At 55.7% G+C, this 22,868-nt stretch carries 18 protein-coding genes and 1 pseudogene; 12 read left to right on the top strand and 7 right to left on the bottom strand.

Going from position 1 to position 22,868, the window contains the following annotated elements; genetic code table 11:
* Nucleotides 1-3 precede the first annotated feature (3 nt).
* The 4 genes from ACA060_RS29210 (at nt 4) to dctM (ending at nt 3,415) form a co-directional block, all read left to right on the top strand.
* Nucleotides 4-165, top strand: coding sequence for a hypothetical protein (locus ACA060_RS29210; protein WP_497314692.1), 162 nt, complete (start codon nt 4-6; stop codon nt 163-165).
* A 274-nt stretch (nt 166-439) separates the two neighbouring features.
* Nucleotides 440-1,435, top strand: a complete 996-nt coding sequence (locus ACA060_RS29205) for a TRAP transporter substrate-binding protein (RefSeq protein WP_497314690.1) — start codon at nt 440-442, stop codon at nt 1,433-1,435.
* Between the two features lie 67 nt (nt 1,436-1,502).
* A complete protein-coding gene (locus tag ACA060_RS29200; protein WP_109626960.1) occupies nt 1,503-2,135 on the top strand; it encodes a TRAP transporter small permease in 633 nt (210 codons plus the stop codon).
* Nucleotides 2,132-3,415, top strand: coding sequence for a C4-dicarboxylate TRAP transporter large permease protein DctM (dctM, locus tag ACA060_RS29195; RefSeq protein ID WP_497314688.1), 1,284 nt, complete (start codon nt 2,132-2,134; stop codon nt 3,413-3,415). The genes ACA060_RS29200 and dctM overlap by 4 nt, the downstream gene beginning before the upstream one ends.
* 67 nt (nt 3,416-3,482) lie before the next feature.
* Here dctM and ACA060_RS29190 read toward each other — a convergent pair whose 3' ends face one another.
* From ACA060_RS29190 to nhaA, 6 genes are all read right to left on the bottom strand, one after another.
* Complete coding sequence (locus ACA060_RS29190; RefSeq protein ID WP_497314686.1) at nt 3,483-3,872, bottom strand: DUF1850 domain-containing protein; 390 nt, start codon at nt 3,870-3,872, stop codon at nt 3,483-3,485.
* Nucleotides 3,869-5,896, bottom strand: coding sequence for a TRAP transporter permease (locus ACA060_RS29185; RefSeq protein WP_497314684.1), 2,028 nt, complete (start codon nt 5,894-5,896; stop codon nt 3,869-3,871). Before ACA060_RS29185 ends, ACA060_RS29190 begins: the two co-directional genes overlap by 4 nt.
* An 81-nt stretch (nt 5,897-5,977) precedes the next feature.
* On the bottom strand, nt 5,978-6,931 hold the full coding sequence (locus ACA060_RS29180; protein WP_497314682.1) for a TAXI family TRAP transporter solute-binding subunit: 954 nt from the start codon (nt 6,929-6,931) through the stop codon (nt 5,978-5,980).
* A 217-nt stretch (nt 6,932-7,148) separates the two neighbouring features.
* Complete coding sequence (locus ACA060_RS29175; RefSeq protein WP_497314680.1) at nt 7,149-7,247, bottom strand: hypothetical protein; 99 nt, start codon at nt 7,245-7,247, stop codon at nt 7,149-7,151.
* Between the two features lie 10 nt (nt 7,248-7,257).
* The gene (locus ACA060_RS29170) at nt 7,258-8,712 is read right to left on the bottom strand and encodes a TrkH family potassium uptake protein (protein ID WP_497314678.1); all 1,455 of its coding nucleotides are present in this window, start codon (nt 8,710-8,712) and stop codon (nt 7,258-7,260) included.
* A 185-nt stretch (nt 8,713-8,897) separates the two neighbouring features.
* The gene (nhaA, locus tag ACA060_RS29165) at nt 8,898-10,094 is read right to left on the bottom strand and encodes a Na+/H+ antiporter NhaA (RefSeq protein WP_109626950.1); all 1,197 of its coding nucleotides are present in this window, start codon (nt 10,092-10,094) and stop codon (nt 8,898-8,900) included.
* 342 nt (nt 10,095-10,436) lie between these two features.
* On the opposite strand from nhaA, the pseudogene ACA060_RS29160 reads away from it, so the two are divergent.
* The 8 genes and pseudogenes from ACA060_RS29160 to ACA060_RS29125 all read left to right on the top strand — a co-directional run.
* Nucleotides 10,437-11,495: pseudogene (locus tag ACA060_RS29160) on the top strand (hypothetical protein); the annotation flags it as partial.
* Nucleotides 11,496-11,894: 399 nt separating this feature from the next.
* Complete coding sequence (locus ACA060_RS29155) at nt 11,895-14,627, top strand: cation-transporting P-type ATPase (RefSeq protein ID WP_497314676.1); 2,733 nt, start codon at nt 11,895-11,897, stop codon at nt 14,625-14,627.
* A 66-nt stretch (nt 14,628-14,693) separates the two neighbouring features.
* Nucleotides 14,694-15,128, top strand: coding sequence for a universal stress protein (locus tag ACA060_RS29150; RefSeq protein WP_497314674.1), 435 nt, complete (start codon nt 14,694-14,696; stop codon nt 15,126-15,128).
* A gap of 760 nt (nt 15,129-15,888) precedes the next feature.
* The gene (locus ACA060_RS29145; RefSeq protein ID WP_497314672.1) at nt 15,889-16,791 is read left to right on the top strand and encodes a LysR family transcriptional regulator; all 903 of its coding nucleotides are present in this window, start codon (nt 15,889-15,891) and stop codon (nt 16,789-16,791) included.
* 131 nt (nt 16,792-16,922) lie between these two features.
* Nucleotides 16,923-17,549: a glutathione S-transferase family protein gene (locus ACA060_RS29140; RefSeq protein ID WP_497314670.1), complete on the top strand. Its 627-nt coding sequence runs from the start codon at nt 16,923-16,925 to the stop codon at nt 17,547-17,549.
* A 63-nt stretch (nt 17,550-17,612) separates the two neighbouring features.
* Complete coding sequence (locus ACA060_RS29135) at nt 17,613-19,643, top strand: pyridoxamine 5'-phosphate oxidase family protein (protein WP_497314668.1); 2,031 nt, start codon at nt 17,613-17,615, stop codon at nt 19,641-19,643.
* 311 nt (nt 19,644-19,954) lie between these two features.
* Entirely contained in the window at nt 19,955-20,890 is a 936-nt protein-coding gene (locus tag ACA060_RS29130; RefSeq protein WP_497312732.1) for an IS110 family transposase, read from the top strand.
* 365 nt (nt 20,891-21,255) lie between these two features.
* Nucleotides 21,256-21,633: a DUF6124 family protein gene (locus ACA060_RS29125; protein WP_497314666.1), complete on the top strand. Its 378-nt coding sequence runs from the start codon at nt 21,256-21,258 to the stop codon at nt 21,631-21,633.
* Nucleotides 21,634-21,736: 103 nt separating this feature from the next.
* On the opposite strand, the gene ACA060_RS29120 is transcribed toward ACA060_RS29125, so the two are convergent.
* The gene (locus ACA060_RS29120; RefSeq protein ID WP_497314664.1) at nt 21,737-22,867 is read right to left on the bottom strand and encodes a glycosyltransferase family 4 protein; all 1,131 of its coding nucleotides are present in this window, start codon (nt 22,865-22,867) and stop codon (nt 21,737-21,739) included.
* Nucleotide 22,868 lies beyond the last annotated feature (1 nt).

Here is a 22,868-nt window from a genome sequence, read left to right as displayed (position 1 = left end):
CGCATGACCATCACCGAGGACGAGTCCGGAACGTTGTTCAAGCTATTGGAGGACGAAGAAATTTCCGTGTTTTTTATTAAGACTCCCGATCGAAATGGGCGTCGTCGGCAAAAAGGCCAACTGACCTATATACCCTCTTATTCTGAAGCGATGAGCATGAGCTAAGTAGATGCCCTTGTTGTGGTGCGTTGATCGATGATGAGATTTTAATCGGTATAGATGGCTCTTAAAACCGCTACCCCTTATCGCAATCGTCTCAAACATTAATTGTAATAAGTTGTTTCCAGAGGCAACACCTTATTACGTACAAGATTTCTAACTACATTCAGTCATCACCCTCCAAATTCCAGTTTTCTGCCTAGACTTGCTCTTGTCCGCCGTGCACATGCTTTCGGAGCATGGAACTGTACGAAAAATCAAAACAAGAGGAATCCCCCCAATGTTCAAGCCTATGTGGAAAGCAGTCGCCTGCGCCCTTGCTCTTGGCACCATGAGTACGGCCATGGCTGCAGACCCGGTAATTATAAAATTTTCCCACGTCGTCGCTGAGCAGACTCCCAAAGGCCAGGGCGCCCTGTTGTTCAAGAAACTGGTGGAAGAACGCTTGCCCGGCAAGGTCAAAGTCGAGGTCTACCCCAACTCCTCGTTGTTTGGCGATGGCAAAGAGATGGAGGCCTTACTGCTCGGGGACGTACAGATGATTGCACCGTCGCTGGCCAAGTTCGAGCATTACACCAAGACCGTTCAACTGTTCGACCTGCCTTTCCTGTTTGATGACATCACCGCTGTTGACCGCTTCCAGCTGAGCCCGCAGGGCCAGGGACTGCTCAAGTCCATGGAAGACAAAAACATCACAGGACTGGCCTATTGGCACAACGGGATGAAACAACTGTCCGCGAACAAAGCGCTACGAGTACCGGGTGATGCCCGTGGCCTGAAGTTCCGGGTGCAGGCTTCTGCAGTGCTTGAGGAGCAGTTCAAGGTCATACGCGCCAATCCGCGCAAGATGAGCTTCGCCGAGGTGTATCAGGGCTTGCAGACCGGTGTCGTCAACGGCGCGGAGAATCCTTACTCGAACATCTACAGCCAGAAAATGCATGAAGTGCAGAAGTACATCACCGAATCCAACCACGGTGTACTGGACTACATGCTAATCACCAACACCAAGTTCTGGAGCGGTTTATCGCCGGAGCTTCGTGGCGAACTGGAAAAGATCCTCGTCGAAGTCACCGCCCATGTGAACAAAGAGGCCGAGCAACTCAATCAGAACGCCAAGCAGAGCATCATTGCGGCCAAAACTACCGAGATCATCACCCTGATGCCTGAGCAACGCGACCAATGGCGTGTCGCGATGAAGCCCGTGTGGAAGAAGTTCGAAGGCGATATCGGCGCCGAGCTGATCACTGCTGCTGAAGCTGCCAACCAGGCCCAATGATCGGTGGAGGACAGGTGTTGCCGTCCTGGCAGCACCTGCCTGTCATCCGCTAGAGGAGATGCCATCCATGAATGCTTTTCGGCGCATCTGGGAACACTTCGAGGAAGGCTTCATCGTCTTTCTTCTGGCCGCCATGACGTTGGTAACATTTGTCTACGTTGTCCTCAACAATCTCTACACCCTGTTCTACAGTCTCGCCGAGAGCTGGGAAGGCGCTAGCGAATCGCTGTTCGCCATCGGCGACGGGGTCATGGGAATGGCCCAGGCGATGACCTGGAGCACCTCACTGACCAAGGCCTTGTTTGGCTGGCTGATATTTTTCGGGCTGTCGTACGGCGTCCGCACGGCAGGCCATATCGGCGTCGACGCGCTGGTCAGGCTGGCCAGCAAACCGATGCAACGGTTCATTGGCGTCATCGCCTGCCTTTTCTGCCTGACTTATGCCGGACTGCTCAGCATTGCCAGTTTCGGGTGGATCCAGACCCTGATGATTGCGCGCATAGGTGCCGAAGACCTGGGCCAGTACGGGATCATGCAATGGCACATCGGGTTGATCGTCCCCGTAGGGTTCGCCTTGGTCTTCATCCGTTTCGCTGAAATTCTCGTGCGCATCCTGCAAAACAGGCAGACCGGCCTGGGCCTGGCCGATGAAGCCGCCGATGCGATGAAACTGACTGAACACGAGGATGACAAGTCATGACCATTGCCTTCCTGTTTATATCGCTGTTCGTGCTGATGTTTATCGGTGTTCCCATTGCCATCTCCCTGGGGTTGGCGGGCTCACTGACCATCGTTTTCTTCAGCCCTGACTCCGTGCGCTCCCTGGCGATCAAACTGTTCGAGACGTCGGAGCACTACACGCTGCTGGCCATCCCGTTCTTTCTGCTCGCGGGGGCCTTCATGACCACCGGTGGCGTCGCTCGGCGGCTGATTGACTTTGCCAATGCCTGCGTCGGCCATATCCGTGGTGGTCTGGCCATCGCTGCCGTGTTGGCGTGCATGTTGTTCGCGGCCCTTTCCGGATCGAGCCCGGCCACTGTCGCCGCGGTGGGTTCAATTGCCATTGCCGGCATGGTCCGCTCCGGTTATCCGCAGGCCTTCGGTGCGGGGATCGTCTGTAACGCGGGGACGTTGGGCATCCTGATCCCACCTTCGATCGTGATGGTGGTCTACGCCGCCGCGACAGAAACCTCTGTCGGCAAACTGTTTATGGCTGGCGTGTTACCTGGCCTGCTGCTGGGGCTGGCGTTGATGGTGGCGATCTACATCGTCGCCGTGAAGAAAAACCTGCCCGCCATGCCGCGCGCGACGTTCCGTGAATGGCTTGGCACGGCACGCGAGGCGATCTGGGGTCTACTGCTGATGTTCATCATCTTGGGAGGTATCTACTCCGGGATGTTCACCCCGACTGAAGCTGCGGCGGTGGCGGCCGTTTACTCGGCCTTCATCGCCTTGTTCGTCTACAAAGACCTGACGTTTCGCGATACGCCAAAAGTCCTGCTGGACTCGGCCAAGCTGAGCATCATGCTGATGTTCATTATTGCCAACGCCATGCTCTTCGCCCATGTGCTGACGACCGAGCAGCTACCGCAACAGATCACCGCGTGGGTGATTGAAGCGGGCCTGACGCCGGTGATGTTCCTGCTGGTGGTGAACATTGTGCTGTTGATTGCAGGGGCCTTTATGGAACCCTCGGCCATCATCCTGATCCTGGCACCGATCCTCTTCCCCATCGCCATGAAGCTGGGTATCGATCCGATTCACCTGGGCATCATTATGGTGGTGAATCTGGAGATCGGCTTGATCACGCCGCCCGTGGGTCTGAACCTGTTCGTGACCTCTGCTGTGACGGGCATGACACTGCCGGCAACCATCAGAGCCGCCATGCCCTGGCTAATGATTCTGTTCCTGTTCCTGATCCTGATTACCTATGTGCCTTGGATTTCCCTGGTTTTGCCAAACTGGCTGGGCATGAGTTGATGCCTGCCTGTCCGGGTACTGGACGTTCGTATCCGGACAGGGCTTTCACGTTTGGGCTTCTGGCCACTTATGAGTCCGTCCAGCAACTCCATAGCTCCACGGAGGACGGATTGCTGACAGGTGGCCCCAGCCACTCGCTCATCTCATGACATTGCTGATCGAAGCATAGCTGGTAGTCACCTGCTTGCGGGGTACGTCCCAGACTCAGAGGCTGCAAGGGCGGCAGTTGGCGCTGATAGTGCCAACTGCCTTTTTCCAACCTGGCCTCCGGGGGAATTTCCATGCCTGCGCCATTCCCTTTGACCCTGGCCTCAGTGAGCACCAGTCCCTGTTTCGAGACGCGGTAGTCTTCTTCCCAACGAATTTTTTCAATTGTGTGATTCCAAGCCAGTGTAAAGCTTGAGATTGGGAGTTGAGCCCAGGCGACGCCGGCCAAACCCAGGCACAAGCCAATCATGCTATGGCCGGTCCGACACGACGAGACCGCCAGACATGCTGAAGTATTATCAACACACCCAGCACGAAACCGATTTCGTCAGTCAACGGCAGCGCAACGACCAACAAAGCACCTGCGGCGAAACTCAATAAACGCTCCCAAATCGGCATCTTCTGTTGCAGATAGCCTGTGGACGCCATTCCCCAGAGGCCAACGGCCAACACCGTCTTCACCAACATATAGGCCGTCATCCACAAATTGTCGCCTTGCATCATGAGCGCAGGGTTGTAGACCGCCATGAAAGGAATGACGAAGCCTGCCAGTGCAATACGAACCGCCCACAGACTGATCTTGAATCCTGTTTCCTTGGCGATGGGTGCTGCGGCAAAGCATGCCAAAGCGACCGGTGGAGTAAGGTCTGCAAGAATTCCGAAATAGAAAACAAACATGTGCGACACGATCAGCGGCACACCCAATTCCAGCAAGGCGGGTGCTGCAATCGAACTGGTGATGATGTAGTTGGGAATCGTCGGGATACCCATACCCAACACCAGGCAGGTAACCATCGTCAGTATGAGTGACAACAACAAGTTATCCCTGCCGATGGCCAGTATGTAACCGGCGAAGGTCGAGGCTATGCCCGTCAATGACACTACACCGATGATGATTCCCACTAGCGCGCAAGCAATCCCGACCGGCACAGCATGACGAGCACCTTCGACCAAGGCATGCAGGCAAATACTCAGGGTTTCTCGGCCTCCCTGAATGAACCAGCAGATGACCACCAACGTGGCGATCACCGCAAAGATCACGCTGATACCCAACTGGAAAAAACCGACGCAGAGGACACCAAGAGCGATCCAGAACGCACACCGCAACGCGAAACTGGACACCCGAAGAATGATTGCCGAACCGAGAATAACGATGGCTGTTAGCGCCAGCCCCACCATTCCGGAGAATAGCGGGGTACGTCCGGAAAACAGCAGGTAGACCAGGACAAAAAGCGGAATCAGCAAATACCAGCTTTCCTTTACCGCACCCCATGCGCTGGGACATTGGTCTTTGGGTAGCCCTTTAAGGTCGGAGCGTTTTGCCTCAAGGTGAACCATCCAGAATACCGAACCGAAATACAGGATGGCTGGAATTAACGCAGCTTTGGCGATCTCTACGAACGGTACGTTAATTGTTTCCGCCATAATGAAGGCCACAGCTCCCATCACAGGTGGCATCAGTTGGCTGCCCATGCTCGAAGTCGCCTCTACGCCGCCAGCAAATGCTGCCTTGTAGCCGAAGCGCTTCATCAATGGAATTGTGAACTGTCCTGTCGTGACAACGTTTGCAATGCCTGAACCTGTAATCGTCCCCATCAAAGCCGATGACGCTACCGATACTTTTGCCGGCCCCCCGAGTTTGTGGCCAAACAGTCCCATCGCGAAATCTGTGAACAATTTGATCATGCCGGCCTGTTCGAGAAAGGACCCGAACAAAATGAACAGGAAAATATAGGTAGCGGAAACGTAGGTGGGTGTCCCGTAGAGACCTTCGGTGCCGAAGGACAACTGGTTGACGATTTGATCGAATCCGTAGCCTCGATGTGCCAAGTCGCCTGGCAGGTATTCACCCAATAAACCGTATGCCAAAAACAGTCCACAGATGACGGGCAATGCGATACCCATCACCCGACGAGCCGCCTCAAACACCAATGCGATCAATACCAGCCCAACGACCATGTCTGCAGATGTCAGGTCACCCGAACGCTGGATCAAATCCGCCTCGAAGAACCATTGATACAAGGCAGTGGTAATCCCAGCGAGACTCAATATCCAGGCCAACGGCTGCCAAGGACGTGCTCTGCCATACGCCGGGTAACTTAAAAACACCACCCACAGCAGGAAACCAACGTGCACCGCGCGCAGCACCTGGCTGGAAACAGGCGCAAACGCAGCGGTGATAATCTGGAAAACTGAAAACAACAACGCCACGTAGAACAGCGTCTTAGGCCAGTCGCGTGGATTGGCGGCTATGCCATGATGATCTTCGCTCATTGGGTACCTGCCTCAAAACTACATAGAAGGGTACGAACCGCTCTATCGCTCTAGCGACCATCCCCGTGGCGCATTTTTGGATTACAGCGCTCCAGCTTCCTTGTAGTAGCGCTCGGCGCCGGGGTGAAGTGGAATGGGCAGATTCTTGGCAGCGTTTTGCAACTTGATGTCCTTGGCGGCTGAGTGAGAATTACCTAAACGAGTGAGGTTTTCGAACATCAGCTTGGTCATCTGGTAGGCAACGTCATCCGAGACATCCTCGCGCGTCACCAAAATATTAGTGATCGCCACCGTAGGCACTGACTCAGGCTGTCCGTCATAGGTATTGGCTGGAATTTGTGCAGGCTGATACGCGGCATTGCCGATTTTCGAAACCACATCGGGAGGGATGGAGACGTAGTTCAATGGCATGGTTGAGGAAAGGTCGCGGATAGCCGCCATTCCTAACCCCGAGGACTGAAGCGTGGCATCTAACTGACGGTTTTTGATCAGCTCGACCGACTCCGCAAAGGGTAGGTATTGGACTTTGCTCATGTCTTCGTACGTCAATCCCGCAGCTTTGAAGATCGCACGCGCGTTCAGCTCGGTACCGGACTTGGGGGCGCCGACGGAGATGGTTTTCCCTTTCAGATCCGCCAAGGTTTTGATGCCGGACTCTTTGTTCGCAACAATTTGAATGTAATTCGGATAGGCTCCGGCAATTGCTCGCAACTTTGTCAGCGGGGCCTTAAATCCGGCATCTTCCACTCCGTTTTTTGCATCAGCCACAGAGTCCCCAAGCGCCAGAGCGAGCTCCCCACGACCAGCTTGTAAAAGGTTGAGATTTTCCACCGAGGCTTTGGTCGCTTGGACAGAAGTCTTCACCCCCGGTATCCCATCGCTGTATATCTGTGACAGCCCAACCCCAATGGGGTAATAAACCCCGCTAGTACCACCTGTAAGGATGTTTATGAACACCGGTGCGGCGTTAGCTGCGCACGAGACTGTCAACGCAGTGGTGGCCGCAAAGAGGCTAAAGCGTTTGTTTACTCGCATGGAAAACTCTCCGTCTTGTTATGGCTTTATGCAGAGTCTTTCTACTGTAGTCGAAACCAACGCCTTGAGTGGGAAGCTGAGTTAGCCTAATAACTTTGGGCTTCTCAATCGGTCGCTGCGATGACGCCTAATCGGGATTCTCACCCCCGAAAAAAATGCCAGTCAGCTTGGCTGACTGGCATTACCCTCACAGGGCCCTTTGTACTTACAAATGATGTTATTGAGTGCGCCACGACTCAACAACATCTGCACCTAACTCGGTTTTCCATTCTTTCAATTGGCGATGGAGGTTTTGGGCAGCCAGTCTCAAACTCACAATAGGTAGGCTAATACCTCCAAAAGACTGGCGTAATAAGTACCAGCACGGTCAGGATTTCCAACCGCCCCAGTAACATGCCAATGGTCAGTAACCATTTTGCTGCATCAGGTAGTGATGAGAAGTTACCGGCAGGCCCGATAATCGTGCCCAGGCCTGGCCCAACGTTACACACAGCAGTAGCAGCGCCACTTAAAGCCGTCGTCCAATCCAGTCCGATTAAAGCGAGCCCTAGGGCGATTACCGCAATGGTGATGGTGAAGAAAAATGAGAAGGTTAAAAGTGAGCGCAAGATCTCCTCGTCAATGGGGTGACCGTTGTACTTCTTCTGAATCACGGCTCGAGGATGGATCAACTGCTTCAAACTACTCACGAGTAGGGCGGCAGCAACTTGGAAGCGAAAGATTTTCAGTCCGCCAGCCGTCGAGCCTGAGCATCCGCCGACAAACGTCAGATAGAAGAACAACAGAACGGCAAAACTACCCCATAGTGTGTAATCGCCAACTGCAACTCCTGTGGTCGTGACGACGGAGGTCACGTTGACCGCCACAATACGAAATGCATCCCACCAAACATAGTCGCTGTGAAAGCATAGCCATGTACCCACAGCCAGCCAGGTGACAATCAGGAATCCAAGAAATCCGCGTACCTGGTGATCCTTCAGTAGCGCACGCCTATGGCCGCGCAAAGTTGCGACGTACAAGGTAAAAGGCAGGCTGCCCAGAATCATGATGACCACCGCTACCCAGTGAATCGCTGGCTGCGTCCAATGCCCAAGCGAGGCGTCTGAAGTGGAGAATCCGCCAGTAGAGATCAACGACATTGCGTGGTTGACCGCTTCAAACGGCGTCATCCCAGCGATCCAGAGTGCCAGAGCTCCGGCACCGGTGAGTCCCAGATAGAGCAAAAGGATGTACTTGGCTGCCACATGGGAGCGAGGAGTCACTTTCTCCGACCAGTCTGAGGACTCTGTCTGGAAAAGACGCATGCCACCCACTCGCAACAGTGGAAGGATCGCCACAGCCATGCCGATGAAGCCGATACCACCCAGCCAGTGCAGCATCGAGCGCCAGATCAACAATCCCGGTGAAGCGCTATCCAAACCACTCAGGACAGTTGAGCCGGTGGTCGTGATGCCGGACATCGTTTCGAAGAAAGCGTCGGTGTAACTGATGTGACTGATGAACACCATTGGCAACGCTGCGAAGGTACACACCACCACCCAACTGCCAGTCGTCAACAGGTACATATCCCTCGGACGGAGCTGGCCAGTATCAGGGCGCCCACGCACGATCAAAAGAAGGCCGCTGATGAAGGTAATCAAACTCGACCAGAGAAAAGCCGACAGATCGTCGTTACGCTCATAGGCCACCAGCGTAATCATGGGAATAGCCATGCTTACGGCCAGCGTGATCAAAAAAATGCCTATGATGAAGCCGATGAGCCGCAATGCTGCGAGGGACATAGAAAGTAGCCTGCCAAATTAGCGCCGCGCAGTATCGAATGCTCAACCTCCACGCCCCGTAAATTTTGCGTAAAATTTCTACGGGCAATCAGTCAAACAAGGATCGGTTGTTAAGTGGCTGACGCAGGTTCTTAAACCACAGTATTTCTAGGCTTCGAGAAATACTGTGGTCATATCAGGAGAGATTATTTGGCTACGGCAGCACTCGTTAGGACGCTGCTGCGGCGAAGGACTATAACGCCGCCCAACGCTGCCAGAATCGATCCGATCAATACACCGACTTTGACTTCATCAATCAAAAGAGCTGATCCGGCGAACGCCAGATTGCCAATGAATAGGCTCATAGTGAAACCAATGCCGCACAACAGTGCTACGCCATAGAGTTGAACCCAGGTACTCCCTTCCGGCAGCTTGGCCAGGCCCATACGAATCGCCATAGCAGCCAATAGGAAAATACCGACCTGCTTGCCCACCAACAGCCCCAGAGCGACACCCAGTGGAACCGGATCGACCAGGTTCTCCATCGAAATACCGGCCAATGAAACACCCGCGTTGGCGAAACCAAAAATCGGCACCACAGCGAAAGCTACCCACATGTGCAGCTTCTCTTCCAGGAAAAGCAGCGGAGATCGGGCTTCCTCTTCTGGCTTGCCCATGGGGATGCACAGCGCCACAGCGACACCGGCCAGCGTGGCATGGACACCCGATTGCAGCACGAAGAACCACAGCACACCACCGACCAGGAGATACGGGAACAATCGCCTTACGCCCAATCGATTCATTGCGATCAGAATGACCAGAGTCGCAAGCGAGGCCAGCAACATCGGCATGGAAAGGCCCGACGTATAGAAAAAGGCGATGATCACCACCGCGCCCAGATCGTCAATGATCGCCAAGGCAGCAAGGAACACCTTCAGCGAAGTCGGGACTCGCTTACCCAGCAACGACAAAACACCTAAGGCGAATGCGATGTCAGTAGCGGCCGGGATCGCCCACCCCCCCAAGGTCTCAGGATTACCCCAGTTGATTGCGATGTAGATCAGCGCAGGAACAACCATGCCGCCCAAAGCACCAAATCCAGGTAAGGCTCGCTGCCCCCAAGTGGAAAGCCCACCAGCCAGCACCTCTCGTTTGATTTCTAGACCGACCATCAGAAAGAAGATCGCCATCAGACCATCATTCACCCAATGCTCTACAGACATGCCCATCCAAACGCTGTGCAACGCTGCAAAGTAACTCTGGGATAGAGGCGAGTTAGCAACAATCAGAGCGGCCAGAGCTGCACCCATCAACACGAGACCGCCAGCGGATTCCGACGACAGGAAGCGAGCCAGAATCGCGGCTGCTCTAGGGGTTTCGGCTTTAGCTTGATGCTTGGTCATCAACGTCCTTGGGATCACTTAAAAGGTAATAGATTAACATCTGGCCTACACGAATGGCGGCGTTAAACAGCCTGAAACAGTTAATGTTCAAGGCCATAACCGGGCATTAATGCTGTTCATTCATTACTCTGGAATGGGGTTTTAGACCAGAACCTATTGGCATGCGAAACAATATACATGCGCCCATCGGCTCCATACCCCCACTACCTGATCGACCCTCAGTTTTTGGAAAACTCTACCGGTGGTGGTTTCGCCCAGCCTTGGCTAGCCGCCACTCTGTTTCTTGGACTGGTGATTTGGCTGATCACGCAGTATCTGGGGCGCTCCACTGCCGCTCCGGGCTTGCCACGAAGCGCGTGGGGAGCACCGCTACTGCTATTGATCGCCCATTGGGGCGCTCAGCACCTGTGCCCCTCAGAGGAAGACCAGTGGCGCTTGTTCAACCTCCCGCATCAGTTGATGGCCGCGAGCGTTGGCGATGTTCAGGCAAGCGCAGAAGAGTGGTTGGAAGGTGATGTTGTCGATGTCCCACCGCAAATGGCGGGGCTCACTCAACTCGATTTGGACGGACAGAAATTGCTCGCGGCACCGGGGCGTGCGCGCAATGTGTTGATCATCGCGCGGGAAGGTATTCCCGGCGCTTACGTCGGCGTCAACCGCCAAGCGGTAGAAACCGGAGACATCCTTTACGTTTTAAACCGGAGACATTCTTTACAGGTGTGAAATATGGTCAGGAGGTGCCTGACCATGCCCTGGAATCGAGAGTCCCCAATGGATCAACGGATCAAACTTATAGGCGACTGGCTGCAAGGCATCTTGACCGAGTGTGACTTTCAACAGCGCTGTCGGTATTACGCCAGCGCCGGCTTCATTGCCGAGCGTGCAACCTTGACGGGGCAGTATGGGGGCCAGCGTGCCCGCCAAATCGTAGCCAGAGCGACGGCACTGGATCATTCGCTGCTCCGGACACCGTTGAACCAGCAGTACCAGTTCGGCAGTCCCGCCATCATCCCGCTTCAGGCGCAGATCAAGGATGACTGGGCCGATAACCTTATCGGTGCTCAGTACCTGGAAATGCCCAAGGGCTCACATACTCGCGTGCGTCTGACCGTGCGCTCGGTAGATCCACAACAGAACGCCTACATACTGCTCAAGGCCAAGGAGCTGGAACAGGATGTCCAACTGGGCCTGCCAGCCGAAATGGTCGTCACTGCAGACCAGCCACTGGAGATGGACTTCAGTTTTGACAATCCGCAGTCGCGTAAGGCGTTTTCGTTCCACTTGTTGGGCTATGGATTGGGTGCCGTTGAGGTGAGCGACTTCAGCGTGATTACCGAGTTGCCAGAAGCACTAGAAGTGCTGGATGAGAATCCGGTCGACAGCGGTGCTCAATCAAGCTAGGTACCCCGTATGGTTGCACTCTGACGTCGAGTGCAACCAATAGGCGGACTGTAACGTAATGATTTATCAACGTATTGCAGTAACGGTATTCAAAAGGCTTACAGATCAAACTTACTAAACAATAATATCAGGGGGCTGACACCCTTAATCACCAGAAACTTAGATCGAAGAATAGCTTACTCAGCAAAATATCTTGTCACACTACCGACTGCCAACAATTTGATTTAAGTCAATAATCATCGAGCGATTGGTTGCATGTATCTTTTAGTTCGTATCAGCTAGATGACATAGAGAATGTAAGAACGACGAACGATTTTTCAGCATTCTGATATAGCCACGCTCGCTCATGACCACCTCAGCCCGATTCAGTTGAGCTGTGCGCACAGGAGATAATTATTGATGAATCAGGTGGTCGATGCAGCAGTTGAGCAAACACCAATCCCTCCGCATTCCGTGGCCTGGCACTCCCTGCCTGCAGAGCAGGTGACGAACCTGCTTGAGGTCAATGAGCATGTTGGGCTGGAGGCCGCCGAAGTTCAAGCCAGGCTTGCCCGCACTGGTTTCAACAGGCTACCAGAAGCAGCACGTCGACCTGCGTGGCTCAGATTCCTGCTGCAATTTCACAACATTCTGATTTATGTACTTCTAGGATCCGCTGCGATTACCGCGATGCTGCAGCATCTGTGGGACACGGTGGTGATTCTTGCAGTGGTTATTGCAAACGCAATCATTGGATATGTCCAGGAAGGCAAAGCGGAAAAAGCCATGGACGCTATCCGGCAGATGCTGGCACCGCACGCCGCAGTAGTTCGTGCAGGCGAACGCTTGAGTGTTGTAGGCGAGGAGCTAGTACCGGGCGATATTGTCTTGCTGGAGGCCGGAGACAAAGTACCTGCTGATTTACGACTGCTGCACGCGAACAGACTACAAATTCATGAAGCAATTCTCACCGGTGAATCCGTACCAGTAGAAAAACATACCGAACCAGTGGGTCTTGAAGCCGCCCTGGGTGATCGTACTTGCATGGCGTTCAGCGGCACGCTCGTGACTTGCGGACAAGCAACTGGGGTTGTAGTTGCTACCGCAGCAGCAGCTGAAATCGGACGCATCAGTACGCTGCTTGCAGGAGTAGAAACGCTGACCACTCCGCTGGTGCAGCAAATGAACGTATTTGCGCGCTGGCTGACGATCTTGATCTTGTTAGTCGGCGGCCTTTTGCTCGTGTTCGGCCATTATGTCGGGCACTACGAGTTCACCGATATCTTCATGGTCGTGGTCGGGATGTCAGTCGCGGCGATACCTGAAGGGCTACCCGCCGTCCTTACTATCACTCTGGCTGTCGGAGTTCGGGCAATGGCTCGCCGCAACGCCATCGTGCGTCGCCTGCCTGCCATCGAAACGCTAGGCTCGGTATCCGTCATCTGCACTGACAAGACCGGCACACTCACCCGCAACGAAATGATGGTGGCATCGGTCGTCACGAACGATCTCGTCTTCAAGGTCGATGGCGCAGGTTATCAGCCTGCGGGAAGCATCAGTCTTGCAGATCAGCTAGTCGATATATCGACTTATCCTGCGTTGGCAGAACTGGGGCGAGCAGCCGGCCTGTGCAACGATGCTGTGCTGCGCCTGCATGAAGACTTATGGAAGGTAGAGGGAGATCCGATGGAGGGTGCCTTGCTGGCATTTTCCGGAAAGACCGGAGTAGATAGCGATGAAGATCATCGGGCCTGGCCCCGCACCGATGCCATTCCGTTTGACGCGAAACACCGCTTTATGGCGACCCTGCATCACAACCATGATCGGAAGGCCTCTATTTATGTGAAAGGTGCGCCAGAGCAAATATTGGCCATGAGCACGCAGCAACTCGTAAACGCTGGCGGGACTGAGACGCTAAACGCGGACTACTGGCACGAACAGGCAAACACGATTGCTGCCAAAGGGCAGCGTGTATTGGCTTTTGCAGTTAGATCAGTTCAGCCCGAGCACACCGTGTTGGAGTTTGGGGACGTGCAAGGGACATTAACCTTGCTGGGTATGGTCGGGCTGATTGACCCGCCTAGACCCGAGACCATAAAGGCAGTTCAACAATGCCAAGCGGCGGGCATTGTCGTAAAAATGATTACTGGCGATCATGGCGGCACCGCCGCCGCCATCGGTTACCAGATTGGCCTGCAAAATCCCGACAAGGTGCTGACTGGTGTAGACCTGGACGCCATGAACGATGCCGCCCTCAAGGAGGCGGTAAAGGACGTCAATATCTTTGCTCGTACCAGCCCCGAACATAAGCTCAGGCTGGTAATGCTGCTGCAATCGAATGGCATGGCTGTGGCCATGACCGGCGATGGTGTTAACGATGCACCAGCGCTAAAGCGTGCCGATGCCGGTATCGCCATGGGTGGAAAAGGCAGTGAGGCCGCCAAGGAAGCCGCAGACCTGGTGCTGGCCGATGACAACTTCGCGTCCATCGTGGCTGCAGTGCGCGAAGGGCGGACAGTCTACGACAACATCAAGAAAGTGCTGAGCTGGACGCTGCCTACAAACGCGGGCGAGACCATGACCATCATCGTGGCCCTGCTACTCGGCCTTACACTGCCGGTGACGCCGATACAGATTCTGTGGATCAATCTGATAACCGCAGTGACGCTCGGCATCGCACTAGCGTTTGAGCCCACCGAAGAAAACACCATGCTTAGACCGCCCCGTTCGCGCAAAGAGCCGCTGATAAGCGGTGCTTTAGTCTGGCATATGGTGCTTGTTTCTATTCTGTTTCTCTGCGGCGTTTACGGTATTTTTTCGTATGCGCTCGACCGAGGCTACTCGGTGGAGTTGGCCCGAACCATCGCGGTGAACACGTTAGTCGTGATGGAAATATTCCATTTGTTCTTCATTCGTAATCTCTACAGCACATCGCTTACCTGGAAGGGCATTCGTGGCACCAAGGTCGTGTGGATGACCGTCGCAGTGGTTACCATCGCTCAGTTCGCCATCACGTATGCGCCACCGCTGCAAAAGGTGTTTGCCACAGAAGCGATACCCTTCCTTGATGGCCTACTGATCATCGGAGTTGGTGTTGCGCTCTTTGCGATCATCGAGATTGAAAAACAAATTCGAATCCGCTTGTCCGAGTAGAACTGATTGCAAGCTGGCCATACCTATCGACAAGCATCTTCATGCCACTGAAAGAGGGTTTAGAAAATGCATAAAATACTTGTAGCTGTCGATGGTTCCGAGCATTCGGAGCGCGCGGTTCGTTACCTTATTGGGCTGATCCAAGATGGCGGATTACTGGGCGGGAGTGTTGAGGTACATCTGGTGAATGTGCAGCCACTTTTACCCACTCGAATCGCACACGATATGAGCGAGGATGAGATTGATCGTTACTACGGTGATAAAAGTGCTGAAGACTCACAAAAGGCTGTGACGCTTCTGACACAAGAAGGCATTGCATTCACATTCCATACGTTACAAGGCGATGCTGCCAGCAGAATCGTGGCGAGCTCGCAATCCCTAGGATGTGACAGCATCATCCTAGGTTCCCATGGTAACGGTTTTCTGGCGGGGATCTTTCTGGGTTCTGTCGCGGCTAAGGTGATTCAGCTCTCAGAAGTACCAATCACCTTAGTCAAATAAGCGATCGCGAATTGCTTGATAGCACGGCCCCGTAAATGGATTATCGAAGACGGGGTGTTCTGGAAAGGATTTGATTGAGCCTTGCCCGTAGCCGACCATGGAACACTGCTCCTATCGGGGGGAGTGATGTTTTTTGAATCAAATACTTTCTCGACAAAGACTTGATATCGATTAGCCTAGAATTGCTACCAAGAAGCCCGTCGGTGAATCCAACGGGATTGCTTAGGGCCTCTGTGAATTATCGCGTTGTCTGCGTTATGGGCGGGGTCGCGTCGGGCGCCCGAAAGGGTGGCCGGTACTAGTTGCCGGTACCCCAACCTTCGCGGCTTTGCCCACCATCCACTCGCCTCTAGAGAGAGTTGGTTGGTTTATGATGAATTAGTCAGGCCCGGAAGACTATTTCGGGACATAAGCCCCCCCGCGAATCTCCCCCCTCGCTTCATCAGCCTTGGATGTTTGATATTTCGATGATTCCGAAGGCAACGGGCATGCGGTGCCGGGGCTGGCTGCCGCCACCTTGCTCTACGCTTTGCGCCAGGCCGGCTGGCAAGGGGCCGAGCAGGCAATCAGATCCAGCACCTCCGGCGACACGTCGAGCAACTTCGTTAACGGCAAAACACCACCTGGCTGCGTGCCAGGTTAATACGTTTGCCCTCGTATTTACTGACCTGCTAGTGTCAAAATGTTTTGTTCAGCGCCAACACTAAAAATCGCAGCCTATGGTTGCGATTTTTTTTATCCGAATGGAGGACATTGCCCCATGGACAGATTCCAGGAAATGCAGGTCTTCGTCGCCGTCGCCCAGGATCAAGGCTTCTCCGCGGCGGCGCGGCGTTTGGGGATGTCGGCGGCCAGTGTCACCCGGGCGGTGGCGGCGCTGGAGAAGCGCATTGGCACGCAGTTGCTGACACGAACCACCCGCAGCGTGCATTTGAGCGAGGCGGGGCAGCGCTTTCTGGAAGACTGTCGGAGGATTCTCGCCGAGGTGCAGGAAGCCGAGGATTCGGCGGCCGGCAGTCACGCACAGCCTCGTGGGCAATTGACGATCACCGCACCGGTATTGTTCGGTGAGTTGTTCGTCACGCCGCTCACCGTCGGCTACCTCAATCAGTTTCCTGAAGTCACCATCAACGCGCTGCTCGTCGACCGGGTGGTGAGCATGGTCGAGGAGGGCATCGATGTGGCGGTGCGCATCGGTGAATTGCCTGACAGCAACCAGCATGCGATTCATGTGGGCGAGGTGCGGCGGGTTATTTGCGCCTCTCCGGAGTTTCTGGCGAAGCGCGGCAAGCCTCTGCACCCCAATGATTTAAACGGGGAACCGATTATCGCCACCTCGTCCATTGGCCAACTGAGAACCTGGCCGTTCCTTGAGGCGGGGGAGCCACTGAGTGCCCGCCCGGAGCCGAGGCTTGTGGTCACGGCCAATCAGGCAGCCATTACCGCCGCGAGCCTGGGGCTGGGCCTGACCCGAGTCCTGTCGTATCAAGTGGCGAGCAAGATCACCGCCGGTGAGCTGGAAATCGTGCTGGCTGACTTCGAACTGCCGCCGTTGCCCATTCATGTGGTCTATCAGGGTGGACGCAAGGCGCCGGTGCGGGTCCGCAGCTTTGTCGACTTCGCGGTGAAAGAGCTGCGTGATCACCCGGCCTTGCACGGCTGATGGGTTATTGCGCTGGCTGAAATAATGGATTGCGTTTGCTGGTTATTCTGTTGTTTTGGTTGAGAGGGGAAGATAGCTCCTATCGGCGCTGATCTTCCCTGGAACGGCGCCACTACCCAGCGGAGTCGACCATGCAAGCCATCAAACTCTACAACTTCCCTCGCTCTGGCCATGCTCATCGTGTGGAGCTGATGCTGTCCCTGCTGCAACTGCCGACCGAGCTGATCTTCGTCGATCTGGCCAAAGGCGCGCACAAGCAGCCGGATTACCTGGCACTCAATCCGTTGGGTCAGGTGCCGGCGATTGATGATCAAGGCGTGGTGCTCGCCGATTCCAACGCGATTCTGGTTTACCTGGCGCAGAAATACGGCAACGGGCGTTGGTTGCCAACCGATCCGGTCGGTGCGGCCAGGGTCCAGCGCTGGTTGTCGATCGCCGCCGGGCCGATTGCCTTTGGCCCAGCTAGAGCAAGGTTGATCACTGTGTTTGGTGCGTCTTACAACGCCGAAGAAGTGATCGCTTACTCCCACACCTGGCTCAAAGCGATCGATCAGGAATTGGCCGCCACGCAATACCTTGTCGGCAATGAGCCGACCATCGCCGATGTCTCGGCCTACAGCTACATCGCCCATGCGCCGGAAGGCAACGTGTCGCTGGACGACTACGCCAATATCCGCGCCTGGCTGGCTCGCATCGAAGCCCTGCCAGGGTTTGTCGGCATGCCGCGCACCGTCGTCGGTTTGCAAAAAACTGCCTGATGTTAACGGCCCGACTCTGTCGGGCCGTTCTGGTTGCGCGATGAGCGCAGGGGAGAAGCCGTTATGGACCGTTCACCTTGGCACGCAGGCGAGAAACAGTTGCAGGCTCACGTGGGTGTGGCCGAGCGAATGGACACATTAGGTCGTAGGGTGATTCGCGGCGAGATGCCGGATCAGCACCGCCAGTTCTATCAGCAATTGCCGTTCATGCTGTACGGCGCGGTGGATGCCGACGGCAACCCTTGGGCCAGCATTCTCGAAGGGGCACCGGGGTTTGCTCATTCCCCGGCACCTGCGTTGTTGCAGTTCGCCAGCCTGCCTGGCAGCGACGACCCTGCGCAGTTGCAAGAAGGTGCGGCGATCGGTCTGCTCGGTATCGAGCTGCACACCCGACGCCGCAACCGTATGAACGGCCGAGTCGGCGCTGTCACCGAGGATGGTTTCGCGGTCACGGTGGAGCAATCCTTCGGCAATTGCCCGCAATACATCCAGTTGCGCCAGTTTCGTTCGGTGCCCTTGGCGGATCCGGCGACCCGTGTCGCGCAACACCTCAATGCGCTGGATGACGCGGCCCAAGCCATGATCGCCGGCGCCGATACCTTCTTTGTCGCCAGTTATGTCGACGTCGAAGGCCAACGCTCGGTGGACGTTTCTCATCGAGGCGGACAGGCCGGTTTCGTACAGGTGGAAGGCAATCGCCTGACCATCCCGGACTTTGCCGGCAACCTGTTCTTCAACACCTTGGGCAACCTGCTGATTAATCCTCGGGCCGGTTTGCTGTTCATCGATTTCAATACGGGCGACCTGCTGCACCTCAGCGGCCGCGCGCAAGTCATCCTCGAAGGCGAGCAAGTCGAAGCCTTTCAAGGCGCCGAGCGGCTGTGGACGTTCGACGTGGAGCGCGTGGTGCGGAGGCCTGCGGCGTTGGCGTTGCGCTGGCGCTTTGACGGCGTGTCGCCCACCAGTTTGCTGACCGGTACCTGGGCGCAGGCAAACGCACGCCTGCAAGCCAAGGCCTTGGGCGATCTCTGGCGGCCGCTGCGGGTGGCGCGCATCGAACAGGAGAGCCACAACATCCGTTCGATCTATCTGGAGCCTGCCGATGACGCCGGGTTGCCGGTGTTTCAGTCCGGGCAGCATTTGCCTTTGCGATTCAACATTGGGGGCGATGTGCATATCCGCACGTACAGCCTGTCGAGCGCGCCGTCCGATGACTTTTTCCGTATCAGTGTGAAGCGTGAAGGCCTTGTGTCGTCGTACCTGCATGAGCAGATCCGGGTCGGCGATGTGCTGGAAGCCCGCGCACCTCAGGGGCATTTCACCGTGACGGCCAATGAGCGGCGGCCGCTGGTGCTGTTGGCCGCTGGCGTCGGAGTCACGCCGCTGCTGTCGATGGTACGTGAGGTGGTTTATCAAGGTCTGCGCACGCGGGGCATCCGCCCGACCTGGTTTTTCCAGAGTTCGCGAACCTTGGCCGATCAGCCGTTTCGTCCCGAGCTGGACCGCTTGCTTGATGGCCTCGGTGGCGCGGTGCGCGTTCTGCGGCTGCTCAGCCAACCGGAGCCGGATGCCCGCGAAGGTGAAGATTTCGACCTGACCGGGCGGATTGACGGCGACTTGCTCAAGACGATCCTTGAAGTGGAAGACTTCGACCAGGTGGACTTTGTCCTCTGCGGTCCGGGCAGTTTTACCCAAGGGCTGTACGACACCCTGCGGGGCCTGGACATTCGCGACTCCAGGATTCACGCCGAAACCTTTGGGCCTTCGACGTTGCGTCGCACGCCGGACCCGGACGCCGTGGTCATCGAGCAACCGCCGGCCGCCACGGTTTCGGTGCCTGTCGTGTTCCAGCGCTCGGCCAAAGAGGCGCGCTGGCAGCCGGAGGGCGGGAGTTTGCTGGAGCTGGCGGAAAGCCGTGGATTGCGTCCGGAATTCAGCTGTCGCGGTGGTTCCTGTGGCACGTGCAAGACTCGTCTGATCAGCGGCGCAGTGAATTATCCACAGCCCCCGGCGGAAGTGCCCGATGCGGGAGAGGTGCTGATTTGTTGCGCGGTGCCGGCGCAGGGTTCGCAGCCGTTGGTGCTGGATCTGTAACCAATCGGGAATGCACAGAAGATCCCTTGTGGGAGTGAGCCTGCTCGCGATGGCGGTGTGTCAGCCAACTTCAATGTTGAATGTTAAACAGCCATCGCGAGCAGGCTCGCTTGTATGTTTAGACTTGAAGGGGTGGGTGGGACTACAGACTCGATTCTGACTCTGACCAGTACAGACTGTGGGAGACTTCTCGTCCCGCCCCTTCTACCCAAAGCGCCGATAAGGAATTCATCGGTAAACCGACGATAGAGACAAGCCAGCGCAACGGTAGACCCCAACAAGCACTTAAACCCTAGCTCCGAGGATTCGTCATGACAATCCTTACTTCGCAGACGGTTGTTGGTATCGATATCGCCAAGGCCCAAATTGCTGTCTATCGCACCGACCTGCAAATCATTCAAGACATCAAGAACGATCGAACCGCCCTCAAGCGTTGGCTTAAAACCCTGCCTGCCCAAAGCGCTATCGCCGTTGAAGCCACCAACATCTACCACTTGGACACGGTAGAGCTGGCCCATGAGATGGGTCATCAGGTCTACGTGGTGGATGCTTATCGCGTGAGTCATTACCGCCGTGGCGTTGGCCAACGAGCCAAGAACGATCCCTGCGATGCGCGTTTGCTGGCGCGTTACCTGGAGAATGAACAAAGCAAACTGCGGGTCTGGAGCCCGCCACCCAAGGCCTACAGCTCGCTGAAAAGCCTGCTTCACAGACGTGCAACGCTGATCCAGAACCATGCTGGGCTGATGTTGAGTTGGGCCAATGAACCCTTGTTGAAGAAAGTGCAGGTCGCTCAGCAGAAGGCGTTCAAGCAAGCGGATCAGGCGATTCAGAAACTGCTGCGCAAGGTCAGCAAAGAGGCGGGAATTGAGGCGAATATTGATCGCTGCAAAGCCATCGAAGGCGTTGGGGAACTGACCGCAACCGGGTTGGCGACGACCTTTATGCGGGGCGATTTTGCGAACAGCGATGCGTTCATCGCATTCCTGGGAATGGACTTGGCAGTCGAAGACTCCGGCAAGAAGAATGGGCAGCGGTACCTGACCAAAAAAGGAGATCCGGAGGTTCGTCGTTTGGCGTACAACGCCGCAATGGCGGCGTGTCGCTCGCCTAAATGGAAGCCGTTTTACGAGGCATACCTGGCTAGAGGCTTCTCGAAAACCCAGGCCTTGGTTGCCTTGGCCCGAAAGCTCTGTCGAGTGGCATTTGCCCTGATGAAAAATCAGAGCGAATACCTGTCAGCCTGAGAATTCAGGGTTGCCGGGCAACATAGAATCTCCCACATTGGGCCGATGTTGGCCGAAAAAATGCGGCGAGGGTCCTACAAACTTGAGCGTTCCTGGGGATGATTCCGACACGTTCTAGCGGTTGTTGTGTCGGAAGTCGGGGGGATAGGCTTTGGGTGTCGCTGCACATCAGCGACCGGGCGTCGCAGTCCGTTCAGTTCATTTGGTGCATAATCGCCGGCCCCGCTTAATGGCGGCTGTGCGCGGGATACCTTCGGGTATGCCGAGTTTCCGAATGGCTCGGTCTGCGACCCCGCGTACAGCTGCCTCCTTCACATCGCGTCGCAGCGATCAGTGGCAGCCACCCTCTCATTCGGAGTGTCACCATGATTAAAGAAACACCCAATCCCCCGGAAACCGACGACGTTTCCCCCTACGAATCCATCGATTCCAAAAAACTCAACGACGCCGCCGAGCGCGCGTTGGATCACTACCTCAACCCGTCCGCGCTCAAATCCCCCGTGGCCCGCCAGCCAAGCACGATGTTCATGATCGCGCCGGATATCAAAGATGAAGACCTGTTGGCCCACACCTGTGAGTCGTTGGCTCAGGCCAGCGTGATGGCGAGTGATTTTGCGGGGTATCTGGAAGGGCCGCATCGGCATACGGCGATGGCGATTCAGCAGATTGTGATGCTGGCGGAACTGGCGGTGAACCGGATGCTGGATAACGTTGCCGTACCAAAATCTGCACCACACCGCTGAACCACTGTAGGAGCGAGCCTGCTCGCGATGGCGGCCTGACAGTCACATTGATGTCGACCGATACACCACTATCGCGAGCAGGCTCACTCCCACAGAAAAGCAGTCAGGCGTAGGACAGGGATTTTTCTTCCAGCAGTTCTTCATACAGCTCGGTCCACTTGCGGCCCATTTCATCAGCGGTGAATAACTGCCGATACCGCGCCTCAGCCTTCACGCCCATTTCCGCTGCACGCGTCGGGTTTTCCCACAGCGTGCGCATCGCTTCACGGAACGCCTGTGGATTACTCGGCGGCACCACCAGCCCGGTTTCATTGTGGATGTTGATGTAACTGGTGCCGGTACCTATTTCGCTGGAGATCATCGGCTTGCCGTACATCGCGCCTTCGAGCAGCGAGATGCCGAACGCTTCCGAGCGCAGGTGTGACGGAAACACCACCGCGTAACTCAACTCCAGCAAGGCCACCTTGTCCTCGTCACCCAAACGCCCCAGGAAGTGCAAATTTTGCAATCCCAAGGCCTTGGCCTGGGCATGCAGTTCGACTTCCAGCGGTCCGGCCCCAACGATCACCACCGGATAATTCAGCCCTTGCATCGCGTCCAGCAGAATATGCAGCCCCTTGTAGTAGCGCATGACGCCGACGAACAGGAAGAAGCGGTCGCCCACCTGTTTGCGCCAGCGTTCGGTACGTTCCGCTTCAGGCTGTGGATAACCTGACTTGTCCAGCCCGTAGGTGATGACGCGGGTTTTATCGCGGTACTCCTGAAGCACATCGCTGGTATGAAAATAGTTGGGGGAGGCTGCGACGATTCGGTCGGCGCTGTTCAGGAAACGACGCATCAATGGACGGTAGAGCTTGAGCAAATGGCGCTGGCGAATGATGTCCGAGTGGTAGCTCACCACGCAGGGCTTTTTAGTGGCGCTGAAAAAATGCACCAGGTCCATGAAGGGCCAGGGAAAGTGGTAATTGACCACGTCCGCCTCAGCCGCCAGCTCACGAAACTGTTTGAAGACGCTGTAGGAAAAACCGGTGGAGGCCATCTGAAAATCCATCCGGGCCTGATGAACCTGGTGCTGACGGATCTGTATCGCGCCAGGTGCCGGGTTGTTGCTCAACGTCAGTACCGTGCTGTCGACCGAGTGGCGCGCGCCGCTCTCGCAGAGTTGAAAAATGACCTGTTCGATGCCACCCATCGAATCCGGCAGATAGGTCTTATAGAAGTGCAGTACGCGCATA

This window comes from Pseudomonas sp. LBUM1671 (assembly GCF_059695685.1).
This window is presented reverse-complemented; position numbering and strand designations above follow the sequence as displayed.